The organism is Acidimicrobiales bacterium (assembly GCA_041394185.1).
Lineage (GTDB): Bacteria > Actinomycetota > Acidimicrobiia > Acidimicrobiales > Poriferisodalaceae > JAAETH01.
Window position 1 is genome coordinate 111,233 of record JAWKIQ010000001.1, and the last position, 17,583, is coordinate 128,815.

Below are 17,583 nucleotides of genomic sequence, written 5' to 3' on the forward strand. Positions count from 1 at the left end.
GTGGTGCCGTGGTCGGTCGGGGTCAAGGCCGGCCGCCGCAGCGCTCGGGCGGCGGCTAGCTTTCTCCAGCAGTGAATCTCGGCGGCTGTCGGCGCCCTTGGTTGGTCGCCTTGATCCTCGTGCTGGTGCTCGGCGCGTGCACCGGCAGCGACAGCGTCGACCCCGCCGACATCTCGTTCCCCGACGTCGCACCGACCTCGACCGCACCCCGGCCCACATCGTCCCTGTCGACTCCCACCACACAGGGCCCACCTACGGGTGGTGCCGTCAGGGTGGGGCTGTGGGCCGAGCCCGACCCTCAGGCGCCGACTCTCGCTGGGGCCATCGTGCGTTCGGTGACCCAACCTCAGCTGTTCGAAGCCGACGCCGACGGCGGATGGACGGCAGGCTTGGTGCGGCCCGGCTCTGATGTAGATGGCCCAGATCTGCGATCGGCCAGTTTCGAACTGCGATCGGGGGCGATGTGGTCTGACGGAAGCCCCATCACCGTCGCTGACCTCGAGCGAAGCGCCGACGGCACCTTCGTCGAGTCGATCGACCAGGATGCGCAGGGTCGTATCACCGTTCGGTTCAACCAGCCGCTCGTCAATTGGCGTGTGTTGTGGTCCGGGACAGCAGTAATCGAACCTCCCGCACCCGGAGTGTTCGGCGGACCGTTCGTGGTCGAGACATTCGAGCCCGGGCTGCGCACTGTGCTGGTGCCGAATCGGTCGTGGTGGGGACCTGGCCCATATCTCGACCGTCTCGAGATCGTGGTGGTGCCAGACCATGACATCGCCATGAGGCTCTTCGCGACCGGCGAGCTGGACGTCGTGTCGCCTTGGCCGTCGGTGGGTCGCCTGGCCGAGCTCGAAGCGGTGGCCGCGGTTCGACCAGTGCAGATCGACACAGCCGTCGGCACCGGCTGGTGGACCGGTATGACATTGGATCCGGCCCGGGTCGACGACGGCGATCGAGCCGCTCTGGCGTCCCTCCTCGACGCCGGATTCTTCGCCGAGTCGTTGCTGAAGGGTGAGGTCGTGCCGCTGCCGGGCGACCCCGCCGCCCCGATTGGCCCGTTGAACCAGGTCACCATCACCGCAGCCGACGACGTGCCCATGCTGGCGGTGGCCAACAGGGCCATCGTGCTTGCCGCTCGCAGCGGGGGAGGGACGCCACCCGAGGTCCGCGAGGGCGATTCGGGCCTGGTCGAAACCTGGCTCGACGAGGGCGCCGACGTTTGGGTGGGGCTCAACTACGAAGGACCCGGGCGGGGTTGTTGGACGTGCCGCTACGGGTGGGTCGACGAAGTGGCAGCCCGTCTGGCCGACGGTGGCGGGCCGACACTCGACGAGCTGCTGGACGAACGAAGCGTGGTCAAGCGGTGGTGGAACCCCATCATCGCTGTTGCCAGTTCCGACCAGATCGTCGGCCCCGAAGCCAATGGCTGGGCCCTGGGCCCGATCTGGAACGCACACACCTGGTACATCAGGCCCGACGACCAGTAGGCATCAGGTGACGGCGTCGCCGAAGCAAGGGCCATTCGGGCGCGAGCCGGGTGTTCCCTCCATCGGCGTCGCCAGGAATTGCAGCGGTATGCCCTGTGAGGGGTGCGGCGCCGGCGGGTGTTTCGCCGCTTTCCCGATGGCGTGAAGCCCAATGTGGTCGCCGATTCCGAAGCCGTTGTTGAACCCCAGCGATGGGTACATCAGCTGCCGTACCTCGTTGCAGTGGTCTAGCCCGACGATGTGGCCCATCTCGTGACGAATCACCGCGCCGAGGTCGTCGAACGAAAGCTGCGAACCCGAACCCCAGTGATAGCCGACGTGGCCGGTGACGTAGGTGGGGTCGCCGTTGACCCTTACGTGCCAATGGGCGACCGACACGGCAACTGCCAAGGGCAGCAGCCCGCTTTGGTAGGGCCTGGCGCCGATCCACACCGGAGCCCACCGGTCGCCGTAGCGCTCGGGCTGGTACTCCGAACGGTTGGCTATGCGGGGCATGCCGGCCACGACGACGTGTCCGATGTATTCGTCGGTCTCGCCGTCGTACACGAACTCGAGACCCGTCAGTTCCGACACCTCGGCCACGGCGTCGAGGATCACCCCGACCGCCCCCGTGGGGCCCAGATCGTTGTTGATGACGAAATGGATCGCCTCATCGGAGGACCATCGGAACGGTTCACCGTCGTCCCAGCTGCTGATGAACGCGTGGGTGCTGCGGGCCTGAACGCCGCTGGAGAATCCGGCGGGGTCGGGCTCGGCGCTGCCGAAGCCCCAGCCGACCCCCGTCTTGTCCAGCATTGTGTAACCCGAACGGTCGTCGACGACGTCCACCGCTGTCACGTCGGGTATCGAGTCGACATCGGCGACGCCGGGCAGCGATCCGTGGAACACGCTGTTGCCGAAGTTGAAGATGCCGCCGTCGGAGGCCACCATCAGGTAGGCGTTTCCAGACGACAGCGCTCCTATCACCGGCTCGGCGAGCTGGGTGTTCGGCAACACCTGGGGCACCGATCCGGCAAAGGGGGCGGTGCCGAACGCGAACAAGCCGCCATCGCCGGCGACCAGCCAGTAGCCGGTGCGATCGTGGGGCACCAGGCCCGCGATCGGCTGGTCGAGGGTCACCCCAGGCAGCACTCCCGGGATAGACCCGTGAAAGGTGGCCTCGCCGAATGCGAATATTCCACCGTCGACGCCCAGCAGGTAGTAGCCGGAGCCGTCGTCCAGGGCCACACCATCTATCACGGAAACGGCCAGGGCGATGCCCGTCATGTCGCCGAAGTGGGTTGCGTTGCCGAACACGAACACCCGTCCGGCCGACGAGAACAGCCAGTAGCCGCCGCCGTCTGGTGTCGACGCCATCGCCACCACGGTTTCGCCCGCATCATCGCCGGAAGGTGGCCGTGGTGGGCAGCGTCGATGGCGAAGACCTTGCCGTCGGACGAGACGATCCAGTAGCCGGATTGATTGGGCGTATAGACCAGATCGACGAAGGCAGCGCCCTCGGGGCTGCGAACGAACGAGTTGGCCGAGATCTCACCTTCGACCGCGCCAGCTGGGCTCGTCAGAGAACGATGCTCAGGTCCAGCAGCGCCGTGCCGGCGGCTGCCGACGTGAGTTGCAGGAAACGCCGACGATTCAGGGCTGCAGGCATCTGGCCAATTGTGGCTCAGATCTCGGCGGCAAGGGCGTCAGCGAACGACGCACCCTGATCCATCAACATCTTGTATTGCATCACGTGGCGAGGACGGTTCATGCCGAACACCCCCGCCAGATTCTCACCACGCCCGTACAGGGCCACGAAGCGTCGCTCCTCGAGGGTGCCCTCGACGATCTCGATGTGATCGTCTGGCCTCACCCGGCCCGCCAGCTGGATCTTGCGGTCGTATTGATCAGACCAGAACCACGGCACCGGGTCGTAGGCGGTGGCTTCGGCGTCGTCGACCAGAAGGCGCTGGGCTGCGTGCATGCCCATCGACACCGCGTTGTCCCAGTGTTCGACGCGCATCATCTCGCCGCCAAAGCGGGGGTTGGGCCAGCGGGCCACGTCACCTGCTGCGGTTACTCCGGGAGCGGCCAGCGTGGTTTCGTCGCAGACGATGCCGTTGTCGATCGTCAGCCCCGAGCCTTCGAGCCATTCGGTGTTGGGGGTGACGCCGATGCCCACGACGATGATGTCGGCATCGACCGAGGAACCGTCGGACAGAACCACCCCGGTGGCCCTTCCCGCAGATGACGAGATCTCGTCCACGCCAACGCCGGTGCGCAGGTCGACACCGTGTTCGGTGTGGATCTGCGCCATCACCTCGCCCATCGTGTCGCCGAGAATTCGACCGAGCGGGGTGGGCAGGGCTTCGACGAGTGTGACGTCGCGCTCGAGGCCCCTGCACGTGGCAGCGACCTCGGCCCCGATGAAGCCGGCGCCGACCACCACGACCCGTCCGGTGGTGCTCTCGATCGCAGCCCGCAGCTTCGAGCAGTCGTCGAGGGTGCGCAACACGTGCACGCCCTCGAGGTCTTCGGTGCCGGGGATGGTGCGGCACCTTGCGCCCGTGGCGATCAGCAGGCCATCGACATCGATTTCGCCCTTGGTGGTCGACAGCCGGCGGTTGGCCAGGTGAAAGCCGGTTGCACGAACGCCGATGTGGGCGTCGACATCGAGTTCGGCCAGGCGCTCTGCGGTCGCCAACACCGGCTTGCTGAGGGGCCACTCACCAGACAGCACCTTCTTCGACAGGGGTGGCCGGTCGTAGGGCGTGTGCGGCTCGTCGCCGATCAGGGTGATGTCGCCTTCGAATCCGCCACGACGCAACGCTTCGATGGCGCGCAGACCCGCCAGCGAGGCCCCGACGATGGTGATGCTGGATCGTTGCACGTCGAGGAGTCAGTCCTCGACCGAGATAGCGGCACGCGGGCAGCGGTTGACCGCTTCCATCACCCGCTCGCGGTCTTCCTCGGGTGGGTTTTCGTTCAGCACGTACAGGTAGTCGTCGTCTCGCACCTCGAAAATGTCGGGTGCAACCTGCATGCAGATGGCGTTGCTTTCGCAAACATCGAAATCGACGATGATCTTCATGCCGTCACCTTAGTGCGACGACGTCGGCGCGAGGTCGTTGGCTCACCGACGCAGCGGTCGGCGGCGGTTCAGCACCTCGGACTGTCCGGCGAAGATGAGCCCAAGAGCGCCCAACACCACCGCCATCGCCGCCATCTGTATGCCGTTCAGCGGTTCGTCGAGGAACATCCAAGCGGCCGCCGACGCGACGACGGGCACCAACAGCGTGAAGGTCGACCCCAGCCACAGCGGGATCTTGCGCAGCGACCAGTTCATGAGTTCGTGCCCCATGACGCCGCTGCCGAACGTCAATACCAGCAACCACACCCAGCTCTGCGACGACGGGTTTGCCAGGCTCTGGCCGAAGGCGAGCGCTATCGGGATGTTGATGAGGCCGGTATAGAACGCGGTGCCGATGGTGAACTGGCGCGGGTTCACCTTGTCCTTGGCCATCCGGTTGGTGACGAAGTAAGCCGACCAGGCGGCGAGCGCTCCGATCGCGGCCATGTCGCCCGCCAGGTTCCACTCGGGCGCGCCGGTCGAACCCATCACCACCACTGCCACCCCGGCCAGGGCAACCATCCCCAGCACGATGTCGCGTTTGGCGATGTGCTCGCCGAATACCCGATGGGCAACTATCGATACGACGATCGGTTGAAGCGCCCCGATCATCGTGGCGTTGACGATGGTGGTCAGCTTCACCGCCGTGAAGAACAGGGCGACGTCGAGGCCCAATGCGATGCCGCCCCACAGCGTGTCCCTGAGCACCTGGCGGTTCAGCCGCACGCCGGCACGCCAGCCGACGAAGCTCATCACCACTGCGTATACCGAGAAGCGATACGCAGCGATGGCTGCTCCGCCCATGTCGATGTTCTTGGCGATTACACCCGACACACCCCACGTCGTAACCGCCACCGCAGCGCCAACCAGACCGATGGTCGATTTGGCCTGCTGTTCGGTGGGCTGGGTCGAGGGGCTAGTGGTCACCGACGCAAGCTATCGCGCCCGCCTTTCTGGGGTCGCTTCCGGACCGCCTTCCGAATCTGGGGTCGGATTCGGGTCACCTGCGGTTCATATCCGACCCCAGATTCGTGGTGGGGGCGAAGTAGACGTCTGTAGTTGCTTACCTAACGTTTGTTAGGTAGGTTGGGCCACGTGTCGGGGCGCCAAACCATCACAGACGAGGCTGCTCGTCTGTTCATCACGAAGGGTTACGCGCAGACCACACTTCGCGACATAGCCGCGGCCGCAGGAATCAAGGCCGGCTCGATCTACTACCACTTCGGGTCCAAAGAAGAGCTCCTGGTCGATGTGATGCAGCAGGGAATGGCCGTCATGCTCGACGCCTTCGCCGCCACGGCTGCCCGCGTGGCCGGTGAGCCCGCCGACCGTCGTGTCGCCCAACACATCCAGGCCCACCTGCAGGCCCTGTTCGAGCATGGCCCCTACACGACCACCCACGTGTCGACGTTTCACTACGCACCCCAGTCGGTCAAGGTCGAGATCGTGCCCCTGCGCGACGCATACGAACGCATGTGGGCCGAGCTGTTGGTCGAGCTCGTCGATGCCGGGCAGATCGATCCCGAGGTCGATCTGGGGCTGGCCCGGCTGAGCCTGATGGGAGCCATGAACTCGGCTATCGAGTGGTTCGATCCGGCTCGTGGCGACGTCGGACGTTTCGCTGGCGTGGTCAGCAGGCAGTTCTGGAGCGGGGTCGCCGCAGGGTCAGACGTCACGTCCCGCAGAGGGGGAGACAAGTGAGGAAGTTGCAGACGAGGGTCGACACCGCGTCAGAGCTATACGCCACCAACGTCGCGGCGTACCAGCAGCTCCGGTCGAGGCTGGACGAGGCGATGCAGTTCGCGATCGATGGTGGCAAGGGGCGCGATCGCAGTATCGAACGCCACTACCAGCGCGGCAAGCTTCTGCCTCGTGAGCGCATCGATGCGGTCATCGACGCCGATACGCCGTTTCTCGAACTGTCGACGCTGGCCGGGTGGGGTCAGGTCAACGACGAGTTCCCCAGCGGCGGAATCGTCACAGGCGTGGGCGTGGTCCACGGCGTGCCCTGGATGTTCATCGCCAACGATGCGACCGTGAAGGGCGGGTCGCTGTTCCCTGCGGGCATCAAGAAGCAGGTGCGTGCCCAGGACATCGCCCTCGAGAACGGGCTCGGGTGCATCTATCTGGTCGACAGCGGCGGCGCCTTCCTGCCGATGCAAGACGAGGTGTTCCCAGACAAGGACCACTTCGGCGGCACGTTCTATCGCCAGGCCCGCATGTCGGCAGCTGGTCTGCCTCAGATGTCTGTAGTTCTGGGTGGTTGCACGGCCGGGGGCGCCTATGTGCCTGCGCTGTCCGACGAGGTCATCATGGTCGATGGCATCGGGCGCATCTTCCTGGGCGGTCCGCCCATCGTGAAGGCCGCTCTCGGCGAGATCATCGACCAGGACGACCTGGGCGGCGCGGCGCTTCACACGCCAGTCGGGTGTCTCCGACTACATGGTGTCGACCGAGCGCGGCCCTGCGCGCTGTTGCGCGACCTGTGCGCCAACACCAACCAGCGTCGCATCGACCAACCCGCCGGCTGGCTCGATATCGCCGAGCCCGAACCCCCCGCCTACGACGCGGCCGAGATCCACGGCATCATCAACGCCGACACGCGCATCCCGTTCGACAGCCGCGAGATCATTGCGAGGCTGGTCGACGGTTCGAAGTTCAGCGAGTTCAAGCCCGACTGGGGTGACTCGATCGTGTGTGGGTACGCCCGGGTGTGGGGTCACCTGGTCGGGGTCATCGCCAACAACGGCATCATCTTCAACGAGTCGGCTCTCAAGGCCGCCCACTTCATCGAGCTGTGCGAACAGCGTGCGGTGCCCCTCCTGTTCCTGCAGAACACATCTGGATACATGGTTGGGCGCGACAGCGAGATCGCCGGTATTGCCAAGAACGGGGCGAAGATGGTCTCGGCCGTCGCCAACGCCAGGGTTCCCAAGTTCACGGTGCTCATCGGCGGGTCCTATGGCGCCGGTAACTACGGAATGTGCGGGCGGGGGTTTGCTCCCAGGTTCCTGTTCGCCTGGCCCAACAGCCGCATCGCGACCATGGCCGCCGACACCGCCGAGACGGTGCTCACCGACATCCGCGTCGGGGGCATGAAGGGCGCCGAGACCACCGAAGAACAGCTGGCCCAGATTCGTGCCGAGATCAGGGCGCAGTACGAGGAGCAGTCAGACCCTTACTACGCGACGTCGCGCCTGTGGGACGACGGTCTCATCGCTCCCACCGACACGCGCGGCGCGCTGGGCTTGTGCCTGGCGCTGGCCGCCCGACAGCCCGGCCCCGAGGTCGGCGACAAGATCGTCTACCGGATGTGATGTGACATGAAGCTGCTGGTTGCAAACAGAGGTGAGATAGCTCGCCGCGTCATCCGCACCGCCCAAACGCTCGGCGCCCAGACAGTCGCCGTCTTCGCCGACCCCGACGCCAAGGCGCCGTTCGTTTCCGACGCCGATCAAGCCGTGCACATCGGACCGGCATCGCTGGCCGAGTCGTACCTGTCGATCGAACGCATAGTTCAGGCCGGCGTCAGCGCAGGTGCCACCCACGTTCACCCCGGTTACGGGTTCTTGGCCGAGAACACCGCCTTCGCTGCGGCTGCTGTCGAGGCAGGCATGGTGTGGGTGGGGCCAAGGCCCGAGGCGATCGCCGCCATGGGCTCCAAGATCGAAGCCCGCTCGCTGGCCGCGGCCGCCGAGGTTCCGACCATCCCGGGCTACAACGAGTCGCAGGATCCCGCCGACCTGGCAGCTGCGGCCGATCGGATCGGCTACCCGATCCTGGTGAAGGCGTCGGCCGGTGGTGGTGGCAAGGGCATCCGCATCGCCCATTCGCCAGACGAGTTCTCCGAAGCGCTCGATGCGGCCCGCACCGAAGCACAGCGCGCCTTCGGCGATGGTGACGTCATCGTCGAACGCTTCGTCGAGCGACCGCGCCACGTCGAGGTTCAGGTCGTCGGCGACAAGCACGGCAACGTCATCGATGTGGGCACCCGCGAGTGCTCGGTGCAGCGTCGTTATCAGAAGGTGTGGGAGGAAGCTCCGGCTCCGAACCTTCCGGCCGAGACCGACCAGGGTCTGAGGTCGGCCGCCCGCAGGCTGGCGTCGGCCATCGGCTATGACTCGGTGGGCACGGTCGAGTTCATCGTCGACGCCGACGACCCCACCCAGTTCTTCTTCCTCGAGATGAACACCCGCATCCAGGTCGAGCACACGGTTACCGAGGAGGTCACCGGTATCGACCTGATCGCAGCCCAGATCGCGGTTGCCGATGGCGCCCTCGTCACCGATGTCATCTCGTCGGTCGAGTTCTGCGGCCATGCCATCGAGGTGCGAGTCAACGCCGAGGACGCCTGGAACGGCTTCGTTCCGCAGACCGGCACCGTGGGCCTGCTCGAGGTTCCGCCTGGGGTTCGCTGGGACGCAGGCATAGAGGCCGGCAGCGAGATCAGCCCGCACTATGACTCGATGGTGGGCAAGCTGATCGTTCATGGCGCCGATCGTGCCGACGCGCTGCAGCGGGTGCAGCAGGCTCTCGATTCGCTGAGGGTCGGAGGGCCGGTCACCAACACCGGGTTCCTGTGGTGGTTGGCCCGCCAGCCCGCTGTGGTCGATGGACGCGTCACGACCCGCTGGCTCGACGAGGCCGACCTGCCCGCCGCGCCCGATGCCGCACCGGCGGCCTCCACCGCCGCCCGTGCGTGGCGAAGCGCTCGGCCAGTCGCCCGGTCGAACTCGCCGTGGGCGGTCGCCGATCGGCGTTTCACCCCCCAGCCCAGCACCCAGACGATCGAGCTTCGTCGCAACGGCGAAGCCTGGGAGTTCGCCAGCGTCGACAGCAAGGCACCCACGAATGGTGCGGTTGTCGATCGCGTCGAGCGCAGGGTCTACGTCACCATCGACGGAGAGACGTTCACCTTCGAGGTGCCGACCAGGGCCGAGCGCTGGAACGCGGACGCCACCGACCGTGCGGCCGAAGGCGACATCGTGGCCCCGTTCCCCGCAGTGGTGGCCGAGGTCAAGGTCGCCGCCGGCGATCAGGTCGATGCCGGCGACCCGGTGGTGGTCATCGAGGCGATGAAGATGCTGCACTCGCTGACTGCGCATGGGGCGGGTGTGGTCGAACAGGTGAACGTGGCCCCTGGAGATCAGGTGGCGACCGGAGACGTGCTGGTGACCTTCGCCGGCGACAACCAGAACGATTCAGGAGATACAGAGCAGTGACCCTTCGCAACGCATACATGACCGACGAGCTCGAGGCGATCTACGAGCAGACTGCCGAGTTCGTCTCGAAGGAGGTCACGCCTCACGGTGACGCCTGGGAAGAGGCGGGCAAGGTGCCCCGAGAGGTGCTCCAGAAGATGGGTGGTCTCGGAATGTTCGGGCCTGCGGGTGCCCGAGGAACTGGGCGGCCTGGGTATGGGCCCGCTGGCCTCCTGTACGTTCGCAGAGGCCCTGGGAGTCTCGACCTATGCGGGGTTCGACGTGACCGTGTTGGTGCACACCGACATGGCCGGTCCCCATCTGATCAACTCGGGCAGCGACGACCAGTTGGCCGAGTGGGTACCCAAGATGTTGGCCGGCGAAGCGATCCTGTCGATCGGTGTCACCGAGCCCGACGCCGGGTCAGATGTGGCGGGCATTCGCACCAGCGCCGTGAAAGACGGTGAGGGCTGGCGCATCAACGGCAGCAAGACCTTCATCACCAACGGTGTGTACGGCGACATGACCATCATCGCCGCCAAGACCAACCCCGAGAGCCGTTATGGCATCACCATGTTCCTGGTGCCGGCGGGCACCGAGGGTTTCTCGGTGGCCAAGAAGCTCGACAAGCACGGGTGGCTGTGCAGCGACACCGCCGAGCTGGTGTTGGACAACGTGTGGGTGCCGGACAGCCAGGTTCTCGGAACCGTGCACCGGGGCTTCTACGAGACCATGCGCAACTTCCAGAACGAGCGCATGGTGATCATCGCCGAGGGTGTGGGCGCAGCCCAGGCCGCCATCGACTTGACCAACGAGTACGTACACGAGCGCAAGGCATTCGGAGGTCGCCTGTCCGACCTGGGTGCCATCCGCCAGAGGATGGCGATGAATCAGGCCAAGGTCGATGCCGTGCGGGCCTCGGTGTATCACGCGGCCTGGTTGTGTGAGAACAGCCCCGACGGTATCCCCGACGAGAAGGCCATCAAGGCGATGTCGGGTGTGAAGGCATACGGCGCCGAGGTCATCAACCGGGTGATGTACGACTGCCAGCAGTTCCACGGCGGCATGGGCTATATGCGCGAGTCGACGATCGAGCGCATGTACCGCGACGCCCGCATCAATGCGATCGGCGGCGGCGCCACCGAGGTCATGCTCGAAGAGGTTGCCAAGCGCAGCTACTCGTAGTTGCGCCAGAGGGCACAGCGCTCGTATGCGTAGCGCGCATTGACACAGCGCAGCTACTCGTAGTTGCGCCAGAGGGCACAGCTTCCTATTCGTAGGCGCAGAGGTCGAAGGGGTTTCCGTCTGGGTCGGCGAGGTTGGCGATAGAGCCGTAGGGTTCTCGCCTCGCCGGCGCTGACATGGTTGCTCCCAGGTCGACCAGTCGCTGCAATTCGGCGTCGAACTGGTCTGGCTCGCAGGCCAGATCCAGATGCACCGAACCGGCAACGCATGCGCCGCGCTGGATTCCCAGCCTGCGTTGACCGCTCGTGTCGGACAGCACGATCCAGCGGTCTCCGTCTTCTCGTTCGGTCTCGTGCAGTTCGAGGGCCGCGGACCAGAACCGAGCAGTGTTGTCGGGTCGCGGGCTGTCGAGAGTGACCAGATCGAACCGTGCGGCCATCAGCCGCCGGTCGCCGCGGTTGGCTCGCCTATAGCAGCCATGGCGGCGACAAGGCGTGCGGTGCGGCGGTTGAAGATCTCGTATCGGTCGACCCGATCCACCGATTCGGCCACGATCGTGTGATCGAGGCGCAACCATTTCGGATCTGCTGGATCGAACTGCGGCCAGCCGACCAGTTCGGCCTCTTGGCCGCTGGTGTTGTTTGGGTCCGCAGTGCGAGCGAAGTTGGTCCAGTACTGGCGCATGTCGGCGGCGAGGACTTCGTCCTCGTCGGTGAGCGGGAACACGGGGACCTTGCTTCCGTGAACGAACGGCAACTCGGCCGCGTGAAACGCTCCAGCGGTCTGGTCGTCGCTCGGTGGCACGCGCGAGAAGTGGTAGAGCCTGGTCAGGTGCCCGGCTTCTGCGTGATGCTTGGCGTACCAGTAGGCACGAGCGCCGAACATGTGGTCGCCCATGAACTCGATCCCGGCTTTCTCGTCGGCCGACTCGAGACCGGGGTAGAGGTCCAGTAGGGCGGCCATGTCGTCGCCGAACGCGTCCGCGATCTCGGGCTGGAGCTGGCCTTCGGGGAGCGGCCGATGTCTGTACTCGACCATGGGCGCGCCCAGCGCTGGCTGCAGCAGGGTTCCCTCGTCGGCGTTGGTGCCGATGACGAAGGGCACGTCGGCCTGACGCCGGGCAGCGAACGCCGCCAGCGGCGATTCGGGAAGCACATGGCCGTCGATGGTCGGGAAGTGATCGGCCAGGGTGGGCGCCACGCGCACCAGCGAGTACAGCTCGTCGGCCGTCATCTGCCTCAGCCTGTGTAGCTGGTCTGCTCCGGTGACGCCCAGGGCACGGGCAAAGGCGAGGCTGTTCTCTTCTGCCGACGGGTAGTCGAGGAATGCCGATTGCAGGTGGATCATCTGGCCGCTGTTGGCCGGGCTCTGCGCAATTGCGCGGTGGAACAGGCCCCGAGCTAGCGGCGAGGTCATCATGTGCATGACCGACTCGCCTCCGGCCGACTCGCCGAAGATGGTGACATTGTCCGGGTCGCCGCCAAAGCCTGAGATGTTGTCGCGTACCCACTCGAGCGCGGCGATCTGGTCGAGGGTCCCATAGTTGCCTGCGAAGCCGTGTTCTGACTCTTCGGCCATCTCGGGATGTGCGAAGTAGCCCATCAGCCCTAGCCGGTAGTTGATGGAGACGGTCACGACTCCCAACTCGGCGAGCGCATTCGACGCGTAGTAGACGTCGGTGCCGCTGCCGTCTTGATGGTCGCCGCCGTGAATCCACACCATCACCGGCAACTTCGCTGCCGCGTCGAGCGAAGGGGTTCTGACCGTGAGGTAGAGACAGTCTTCGCTCTGCTTTGGGCGTGGAGCCTTCGAAAGCAGGGTCTTCACGGCTGCGGCCCTGAGCCGGTTCCAGCCCTGGCCCTCGACCAGAGCGTTCATGAACAGCTCGAACGCGGTATTTCGCTGGATGGCGGTTGGTCCGTCCTTTTGGGCCTTTCGCTCGCCCGACCAGCTCTCGACGGGTGCGGGTGGGCGCCACCGAAGGTCCCCTACGGGAGGGGCCGCGAACGGTACGCCGCGAAATACTGCTATCTCGCCCTTGTTCTTCCAGGTGCCCTGCAGCGCACCTGCTGCGGCCGAAACGATCGGGTCCTCTGCTTTGGCCATCACTACCCCCAAGGCGTGTTGGTCAGAGCCTATTGGGCGCAAGGACGGTCGATGATCTCGGCACCTTCGCGATGTCGCACGTAGAAGTTGTCGCCCACCGCTGCGCCCGGGCTGGTGAAGGTGGTGGCACCGATCACGTCTGCTACCCACCCGCCGTTGTTGCGAACGTGGAAGAGGTCGATTCCATCGACCGGTTGCCAGTCGAGCCGAACGCCTCCGGCCACGACGGTTGCCACGCAACCCTGTGCGGGTGGTGGCGGCTCATCGGTGCAGGGCCGGTCGACCACGTCGGGGCCCAAGCGGTGTCGTACGAAGTAGCCGGCGTCAACGGCACCCCCGGCGACGGTGAAGGTGGTGGTGCCGACGGCGTCTGCGACCCAGCCGTTGGTGTTGCGGATGTGGAACGTGTCGACGCCGGCGACGGCCTGCCAGTCGAGCCTGACTCCGCCGGGTATCGCGGTGATGGTGCACCCATCGACCGGGGGTGGGGGAGGCGGTTCGTCGTCGGCAACGCAGGGAACGTCGATCGTGACGCCGCCGGGCCTGGCCCTCACGAGATAGTCGAGGTCGATCGTTCCGTCGACATCGGTGTACGACAAGAACCCGTCGACCGTCGCGACCCAGCCGTTGGTGTTGCGAATGTTGTAGGTCGTCTCGCCTCCCACCGCGGCCCAGCTGAGCGTTACACCGCCTGCAGGTCCGGCGGTGATGACACAACCGTCGGGTGCTGCCACCTGGTCGAACGTGGCCACGAAGGTGGCGTCGGTCGCTGGTGTGGTCCTGGGCTGGTTGCGGCCCAGGCCATCGCTCCATGACGAGAACTGATAGCTGACACCACCGGTTACCTGAGTGGCAGGTGCGGCGAACTCACGAGTCACGCCGGTAACGCTGTCGAAGGTGAACGGTGTGGCGACCATGGCGCCTTCGAACATCAGGCTCAGGCCCCCGGGTTGGGTGTCGAGGGTGATGGTCACGACTCTGGGGTCTACCCGTACCGACGTGGTGGCTGATGTGCCTTCGCTGTCGGTGGCCGTCAGGTAGATGGTCACCCACACGTTGGTGCTGGTTTCGATCTCGGGCGGAACGGTGACCGACCCGCTGGAGCCGACAATTCCGTCGACCAGTCCGTGGTCGTGGATGTCGTGGTTGAGCCTGGCCTCCCAGGTCAGGTTTGCCGATGGCACTGCGCCGTCTTCGGCGTCGGTGGCCGAACCGGTGAAGGTGATCGGCGTCCCTGCCCGGTAGCCACCGGCCACACCACCGGTCAGCTGGATGCTGGGCACCGGCGCCGTGTTGGCCGAGATTGTGAGGGTGGCCGTTTCGCTGGTGGCCGTCAGCGCTCCGCTGGTGACCCTCACTGCAAACCGTGCTCCGTCGTCGGCCGGCCCTACTGCTGGGACGACCAGCTGAGGCGAGTTGGCGCCGGCCACGGCGACCCCGTTGCGGGTCCACTGGTAGGTCACGTTGCCTGGGGCCGACACCGACACGAAGAACGTTGCGTCGCTGCCTGCGGCGATCGACACATCGCTTGGTTGGGTGATGAAGGTGATCTGATCGACCTGGCCCGTGTAGCTGATCTTGCCCACGCCGCCCTTCGGGAACTGGTTGTCGCCCCTGAAGCTGCGATCGAGGTAGTACACGTCGCCAGTGGTCGGGTGCACGGCGAAGTCGACGATCTCGTCGAAGCCGCCCATGAACGGCGTGGCCTGCCCGGTCGCTGGGTCGATCGCCACCATCTGGCCCGTGCAGTAGTCGGCGGTCAGATACTTGCCGAAGAACTCGGCTGGGAAGGTCGCATTGGCCGGGGCGTAGATGGCGCCCCCGACGATCGCGCATCCCTCGAAGGTGGCTGCGGGGTCGATGCCGAAGTGGGGATAGGCCCACAGCGGGTCGGTGAAGCCGACGTGTGCCGGGTTGCCGGGGTCGGCGGGGCCCTCGGCCAGGAACCAGCCGAAGTTGGCGCCCGCGGACAGCACGTTCAGTTCTTCCCAGTCGTCGGAGCCGACATCGCTGACGTAGATGCGACCGTTTCGGTCGTCCTCGTGCATCTGCCACGGGTTGCGCAACCCGTACGCGTAGATGGCTCGGTTGACGCCGGTCAGCTGGCCATAGAACGGGTTGTCGGTTGGGATGGTGCCGTCTGTGTTGATGCGCAGGACCGTTCCTTTGATGTTGGTTCGATCCTGGCCATTGGCGCCCAGCAGGTGGTCGCCGACGGAAATGTAGAGCTTGCCGTCGGCGCCCATCTCGATGGCACCGCCATAGTGCAGCGCCACGTCGGCGTCGGGAAGCTGGTCGAACACCACGACCTCATTACCGGCGGTGTTGCCGTTGACCGTGAACCGAGACACCCGGGTTCGACCCACCCCGTCGTCGGTGCCGTTGGTGTCGAACGTGTAGACCACGTAGATGTAGCCGTTGTTTGCGAAGTCGTTGTCGAAGGCCATGCTGAGCAGGCCTCGATCGGCGACGTCGTCGACCTTGTTGCGGATGTCGAACAGCGGTGTCGGCAGGCGAACATCGTCGACGATGATCCATGCCTGGCCCGAGTCGGTCAGCACCACCAGGCGCCCATCGGGGGCCATCTCGATCTGCACCGGGGCGTAGATCTGGTCGGCCACCGTCACATCGATGAAGTCTGGCGGCGGGTCCGCGGCCCCGGCTCTTGGCGACCATGCCAGCCACGCCACGATGAGGACGCCGAGCGTGCCCCACAAGGCGATGCTGATAGGAAGCCCCGTGCGAGGCCTTGTGTTCTTGGTTGTTGTCATGCCGCTCTCCGGCGCAGAGTCTCGCGCGTTTGTGCCGAACATTCGAGGGTGGGTCGCGGCAGGGCCGGTATTGGGCCGAGGTGCGGGGGCGGGGCCAGGTAGCCTTTCGCTCCATGAGCGAAATTCGACAGATCGACCTCGACACCGCCTGGAGCATCCTCAGCGAGGACCCGACCGCAACCCTCATCGACGTGCGCACCAAGGCCGAGTGGGGCTTCGTCGGCACTCCCGATCTGTCTCCGATTCACAAGCAGGCCAGATTGGTCGAGTGGATTGATTATCCGTCGGGTTCGCACAACCCGAACTTCATTGCCGAGGCCTCCCATGGGCTCGACAAGGAGGCGCCCGTGTTGTTGATGTGTCGCTCGGGCGCCAGGTCCAACGCGGCTGCCAACGCGCTGACCGCAGCGGGCTTCACCCAGGCCATCAACGTCGCCGCCGGGTTCGAGGGCGATCTCGACGGCAACGGTCACCGCCACGGTGGCTGGAAAGACAAGCTTCCGTGGAAGCAGCAGTAAACGGCATGAATTGGCGGCCCGACACGCTTGCGGTCAGGGGCGGTTTGTCGCGTTCGGGCTTCGACGAGACGGCCGAGGCCATCTATGCCACGTCTGGTTTCGTCTATTCGTCGGCGGCCGAGGCCGAGGCTGCCTTTGCCGGTGATATCGACCGCTTCGTCTACGGCCGCTACGGCAACCCGACCGTGGCCATGTTCGAAGAGCGGTTGCGCCTGCTGGAGGGCGCCGAGGCTTGCATCGCCACCGCAAGTGGCATGGCCGCGGTGTGGGCGGCATTGGCGTGTCAGCTGTCGGCCGGAGACAGGGTCGTGGCGTCGAGGGCCTTGTTCGGTTCGTGCACGGTCATCCTCACCGAGATCTTGCCGAGGTTCGGCGTCGAGACCGTTCTGGTCGACGGCACCGACCTCGACCAGTGGCGCGCCGCGCTCGAACCCGGCGCAGATGCCGTGTTCCTGGAAACGCCTTCCAATCCGGGCCTCGAGGTCATCGACATCGCGGCGGTCTCGGAGTTGGCGCACGCCGCTGGTGCAACCGTGGTCGTCGACAACATCTTCGCCTCCCCGGTTCTGCAAAAGCCGCTCGAGTTGGGCGCCGACGTCATCGTCTATTCGGCCACCAAACACATCGACGGTCAGGGACGCACGCTTGGCGGCGCGGTTCTGGGCTCAGAAGAATTCATCAACGGTCAGGTGATGGCGTTCACCCGGCACACCGGTCCCAGCCTCAGCCCGTTCAACGCATGGGTTTTCGTGAAGGGTCTCGAGACCATGCGCCTGAGGGTCGAGCACTCCTCGGCTTCGGCGCTGGCGATTGCCCAGGCCCTCGAGGGCCACGAGCGTCTGGTGTCGGTGAGCTATCCGGGTCTTGTGTCGCACCCACAGCACCAGCTGGCCATGCGCCAAATGAAGGCGGGTGGCACGGTGCTGACCCTCACCGTCGACGGGGGTAAGCCGGCCGCGTTCAGGTTCCTCGATGCTCTGGAGATCGTCGACATCAGCAACAACCTGGGCGATTCGAAGAGTCTGGTGACCCACCCGGCCACCACCACTCACCGGCGTGTCGATCCGGCGCTGCGGGCGCAGATTGGCATCACCGAGGGAATGGTGCGCCTGTCCGTGGGGCTAGAGGATCCGGCCGACTTGATCGACGACATCGAGAGGGCGCTCAAGGCCTGACTCGGTTAGGTTGTCGTCGAATCAGCGAGGC

15 protein-coding genes are annotated in these 17,583 nt (G+C 65.7%); 7 read left to right on the forward strand and 8 right to left on the reverse strand.

What is annotated here, in order from left to right; all coding sequences use genetic code 11:
- Positions 1 to 71 precede the first annotated feature (71 nt).
- Positions 72 to 1,487 carry an ABC transporter substrate-binding protein gene (locus tag R2770_00540; protein ID MEZ5278934.1) on the forward strand — a complete coding sequence of 472 codons (1,416 nt, stop codon included), beginning with the start codon at positions 72 to 74 and terminating at the stop codon, positions 1,485 to 1,487.
- A gap of 3 nt (positions 1,488 to 1,490) precedes the next feature.
- Here the strand turns inward: R2770_00540 and R2770_00545 are convergent, their stop codons facing one another.
- The 5 genes from R2770_00545 to R2770_00565 form a co-directional block, all read right to left on the reverse strand.
- Entirely contained in the window at positions 1,491 to 2,843 is a 1,353-nt protein-coding gene (locus R2770_00545) for a matrixin family metalloprotease (protein MEZ5278935.1), read from the reverse strand.
- Between the two features lie 202 nt (positions 2,844 to 3,045).
- Positions 3,046 to 3,135, reverse strand: a complete 90-nt coding sequence (locus tag R2770_00550) for a twin-arginine translocation signal domain-containing protein (protein ID MEZ5278936.1) — start codon at positions 3,133 to 3,135, stop codon at positions 3,046 to 3,048.
- 15 nt (positions 3,136 to 3,150) lie between these two features.
- The gene (locus R2770_00555) at positions 3,151 to 4,356 is read right to left on the reverse strand and encodes an FAD-dependent oxidoreductase (protein ID MEZ5278937.1); all 1,206 of its coding nucleotides are present in this window, start codon (positions 4,354 to 4,356) and stop codon (positions 3,151 to 3,153) included.
- 9 nt (positions 4,357 to 4,365) lie between these two features.
- On the reverse strand, positions 4,366 to 4,557 hold the full coding sequence (locus R2770_00560) for a ferredoxin (protein ID MEZ5278938.1): 192 nt from the start codon (positions 4,555 to 4,557) through the stop codon (positions 4,366 to 4,368).
- 42 nt (positions 4,558 to 4,599) lie between these two features.
- Positions 4,600 to 5,523, reverse strand: a complete 924-nt coding sequence (locus R2770_00565; GenBank protein MEZ5278939.1) for a DMT family transporter — start codon at positions 5,521 to 5,523, stop codon at positions 4,600 to 4,602.
- Between the two features lie 168 nt (positions 5,524 to 5,691).
- On the opposite strand from R2770_00565, the gene R2770_00570 reads away from it, so the two are divergent.
- From R2770_00570 to R2770_00585, 4 genes are all read left to right on the forward strand, one after another.
- A complete protein-coding gene (locus R2770_00570) occupies positions 5,692 to 6,297 on the forward strand; it encodes a TetR/AcrR family transcriptional regulator (protein MEZ5278940.1) in 606 nt (201 codons plus the stop codon).
- Positions 6,294 to 7,913 carry a carboxyl transferase domain-containing protein gene (locus R2770_00575; protein ID MEZ5278941.1) on the forward strand — a complete coding sequence of 540 codons (1,620 nt, stop codon included), beginning with the start codon at positions 6,294 to 6,296 and terminating at the stop codon, positions 7,911 to 7,913. Before R2770_00570 ends, R2770_00575 begins: the two co-directional genes overlap by 4 nt.
- 6 nt (positions 7,914 to 7,919) lie before the next feature.
- Positions 7,920 to 9,818 carry a biotin carboxylase N-terminal domain-containing protein gene (locus R2770_00580; protein ID MEZ5278942.1) on the forward strand — a complete coding sequence of 633 codons (1,899 nt, stop codon included), beginning with the start codon at positions 7,920 to 7,922 and terminating at the stop codon, positions 9,816 to 9,818.
- Between the two features lie 87 nt (positions 9,819 to 9,905).
- A complete protein-coding gene (locus R2770_00585) occupies positions 9,906 to 10,982 on the forward strand; it encodes an acyl-CoA dehydrogenase family protein (GenBank protein MEZ5278943.1) in 1,077 nt (358 codons plus the stop codon).
- An 85-nt stretch (positions 10,983 to 11,067) separates the two neighbouring features.
- Here R2770_00585 and R2770_00590 read toward each other — a convergent pair whose 3' ends face one another.
- Genes R2770_00590 through R2770_00600 form a run of 3 tightly spaced genes read right to left on the reverse strand, consistent with a single transcriptional unit; the run spans position 11,068 to position 15,859 of the window.
- Positions 11,068 to 11,421 carry a VOC family protein gene (locus R2770_00590; GenBank protein ID MEZ5278944.1) on the reverse strand — a complete coding sequence of 118 codons (354 nt, stop codon included), beginning with the start codon at positions 11,419 to 11,421 and terminating at the stop codon, positions 11,068 to 11,070.
- Positions 11,421 to 13,088: a carboxylesterase family protein gene (locus R2770_00595; GenBank protein ID MEZ5278945.1), complete on the reverse strand. Its 1,668-nt coding sequence runs from the start codon at positions 13,086 to 13,088 to the stop codon at positions 11,421 to 11,423. The genes R2770_00590 and R2770_00595 overlap by 1 nt, the downstream gene beginning before the upstream one ends.
- Before the next feature lie 29 nt (positions 13,089 to 13,117).
- On the reverse strand, positions 13,118 to 15,859 hold the full coding sequence (locus tag R2770_00600; GenBank protein MEZ5278946.1) for a PQQ-dependent sugar dehydrogenase: 2,742 nt from the start codon (positions 15,857 to 15,859) through the stop codon (positions 13,118 to 13,120).
- Between the two features lie 113 nt (positions 15,860 to 15,972).
- Here R2770_00600 and R2770_00605 point away from each other — a divergent pair, with 113 nt between their 5' ends.
- Together R2770_00605 and R2770_00610 are read left to right on the forward strand one after the other, a co-directional pair.
- On the forward strand, positions 15,973 to 16,377 hold the full coding sequence (locus R2770_00605) for a rhodanese-like domain-containing protein (protein MEZ5278947.1): 405 nt from the start codon (positions 15,973 to 15,975) through the stop codon (positions 16,375 to 16,377).
- Entirely contained in the window at positions 16,362 to 17,552 is a 1,191-nt protein-coding gene (locus tag R2770_00610) for an O-succinylhomoserine sulfhydrylase (protein ID MEZ5278948.1), read from the forward strand. Before R2770_00605 ends, R2770_00610 begins: the two co-directional genes overlap by 16 nt.
- Positions 17,553 to 17,583 lie beyond the last annotated feature (31 nt).

Coding starts and splice junctions, on each gene's coding strand:
- R2770_00595 (MEZ5278945.1), bottom strand. CDS start 13,088: ATGGCCAAAGCAGAGGACCCGATCGTTTCGGCCGCAGCAGGTGCGCTG.
- R2770_00590 (MEZ5278944.1), bottom strand. CDS start 11,421: ATGGCCGCACGGTTCGATCTGGTCACTCTCGACAGCCCGCGACCCGAC.
- R2770_00605 (MEZ5278947.1), top strand. CDS start 15,973: ATGAGCGAAATTCGACAGATCGACCTCGACACCGCCTGGAGCATCCTC.
- R2770_00580 (MEZ5278942.1), top strand. CDS start 7,920: ATGAAGCTGCTGGTTGCAAACAGAGGTGAGATAGCTCGCCGCGTCATC.
- R2770_00560 (MEZ5278938.1), bottom strand. CDS start 4,557: ATGAAGATCATCGTCGATTTCGATGTTTGCGAAAGCAACGCCATCTGC.
- R2770_00600 (MEZ5278946.1), bottom strand. CDS start 15,859: ATGACAACAACCAAGAACACAAGGCCTCGCACGGGGCTTCCTATCAGC.
- R2770_00550 (MEZ5278936.1), bottom strand. CDS start 3,135: ATGCCTGCAGCCCTGAATCGTCGGCGTTTCCTGCAACTCACGTCGGCA.
- R2770_00545 (MEZ5278935.1), bottom strand. CDS start 2,843: ATGGCGTCGACACCAGACGGCGGCGGCTACTGGCTGTTCTCGTCGGCC.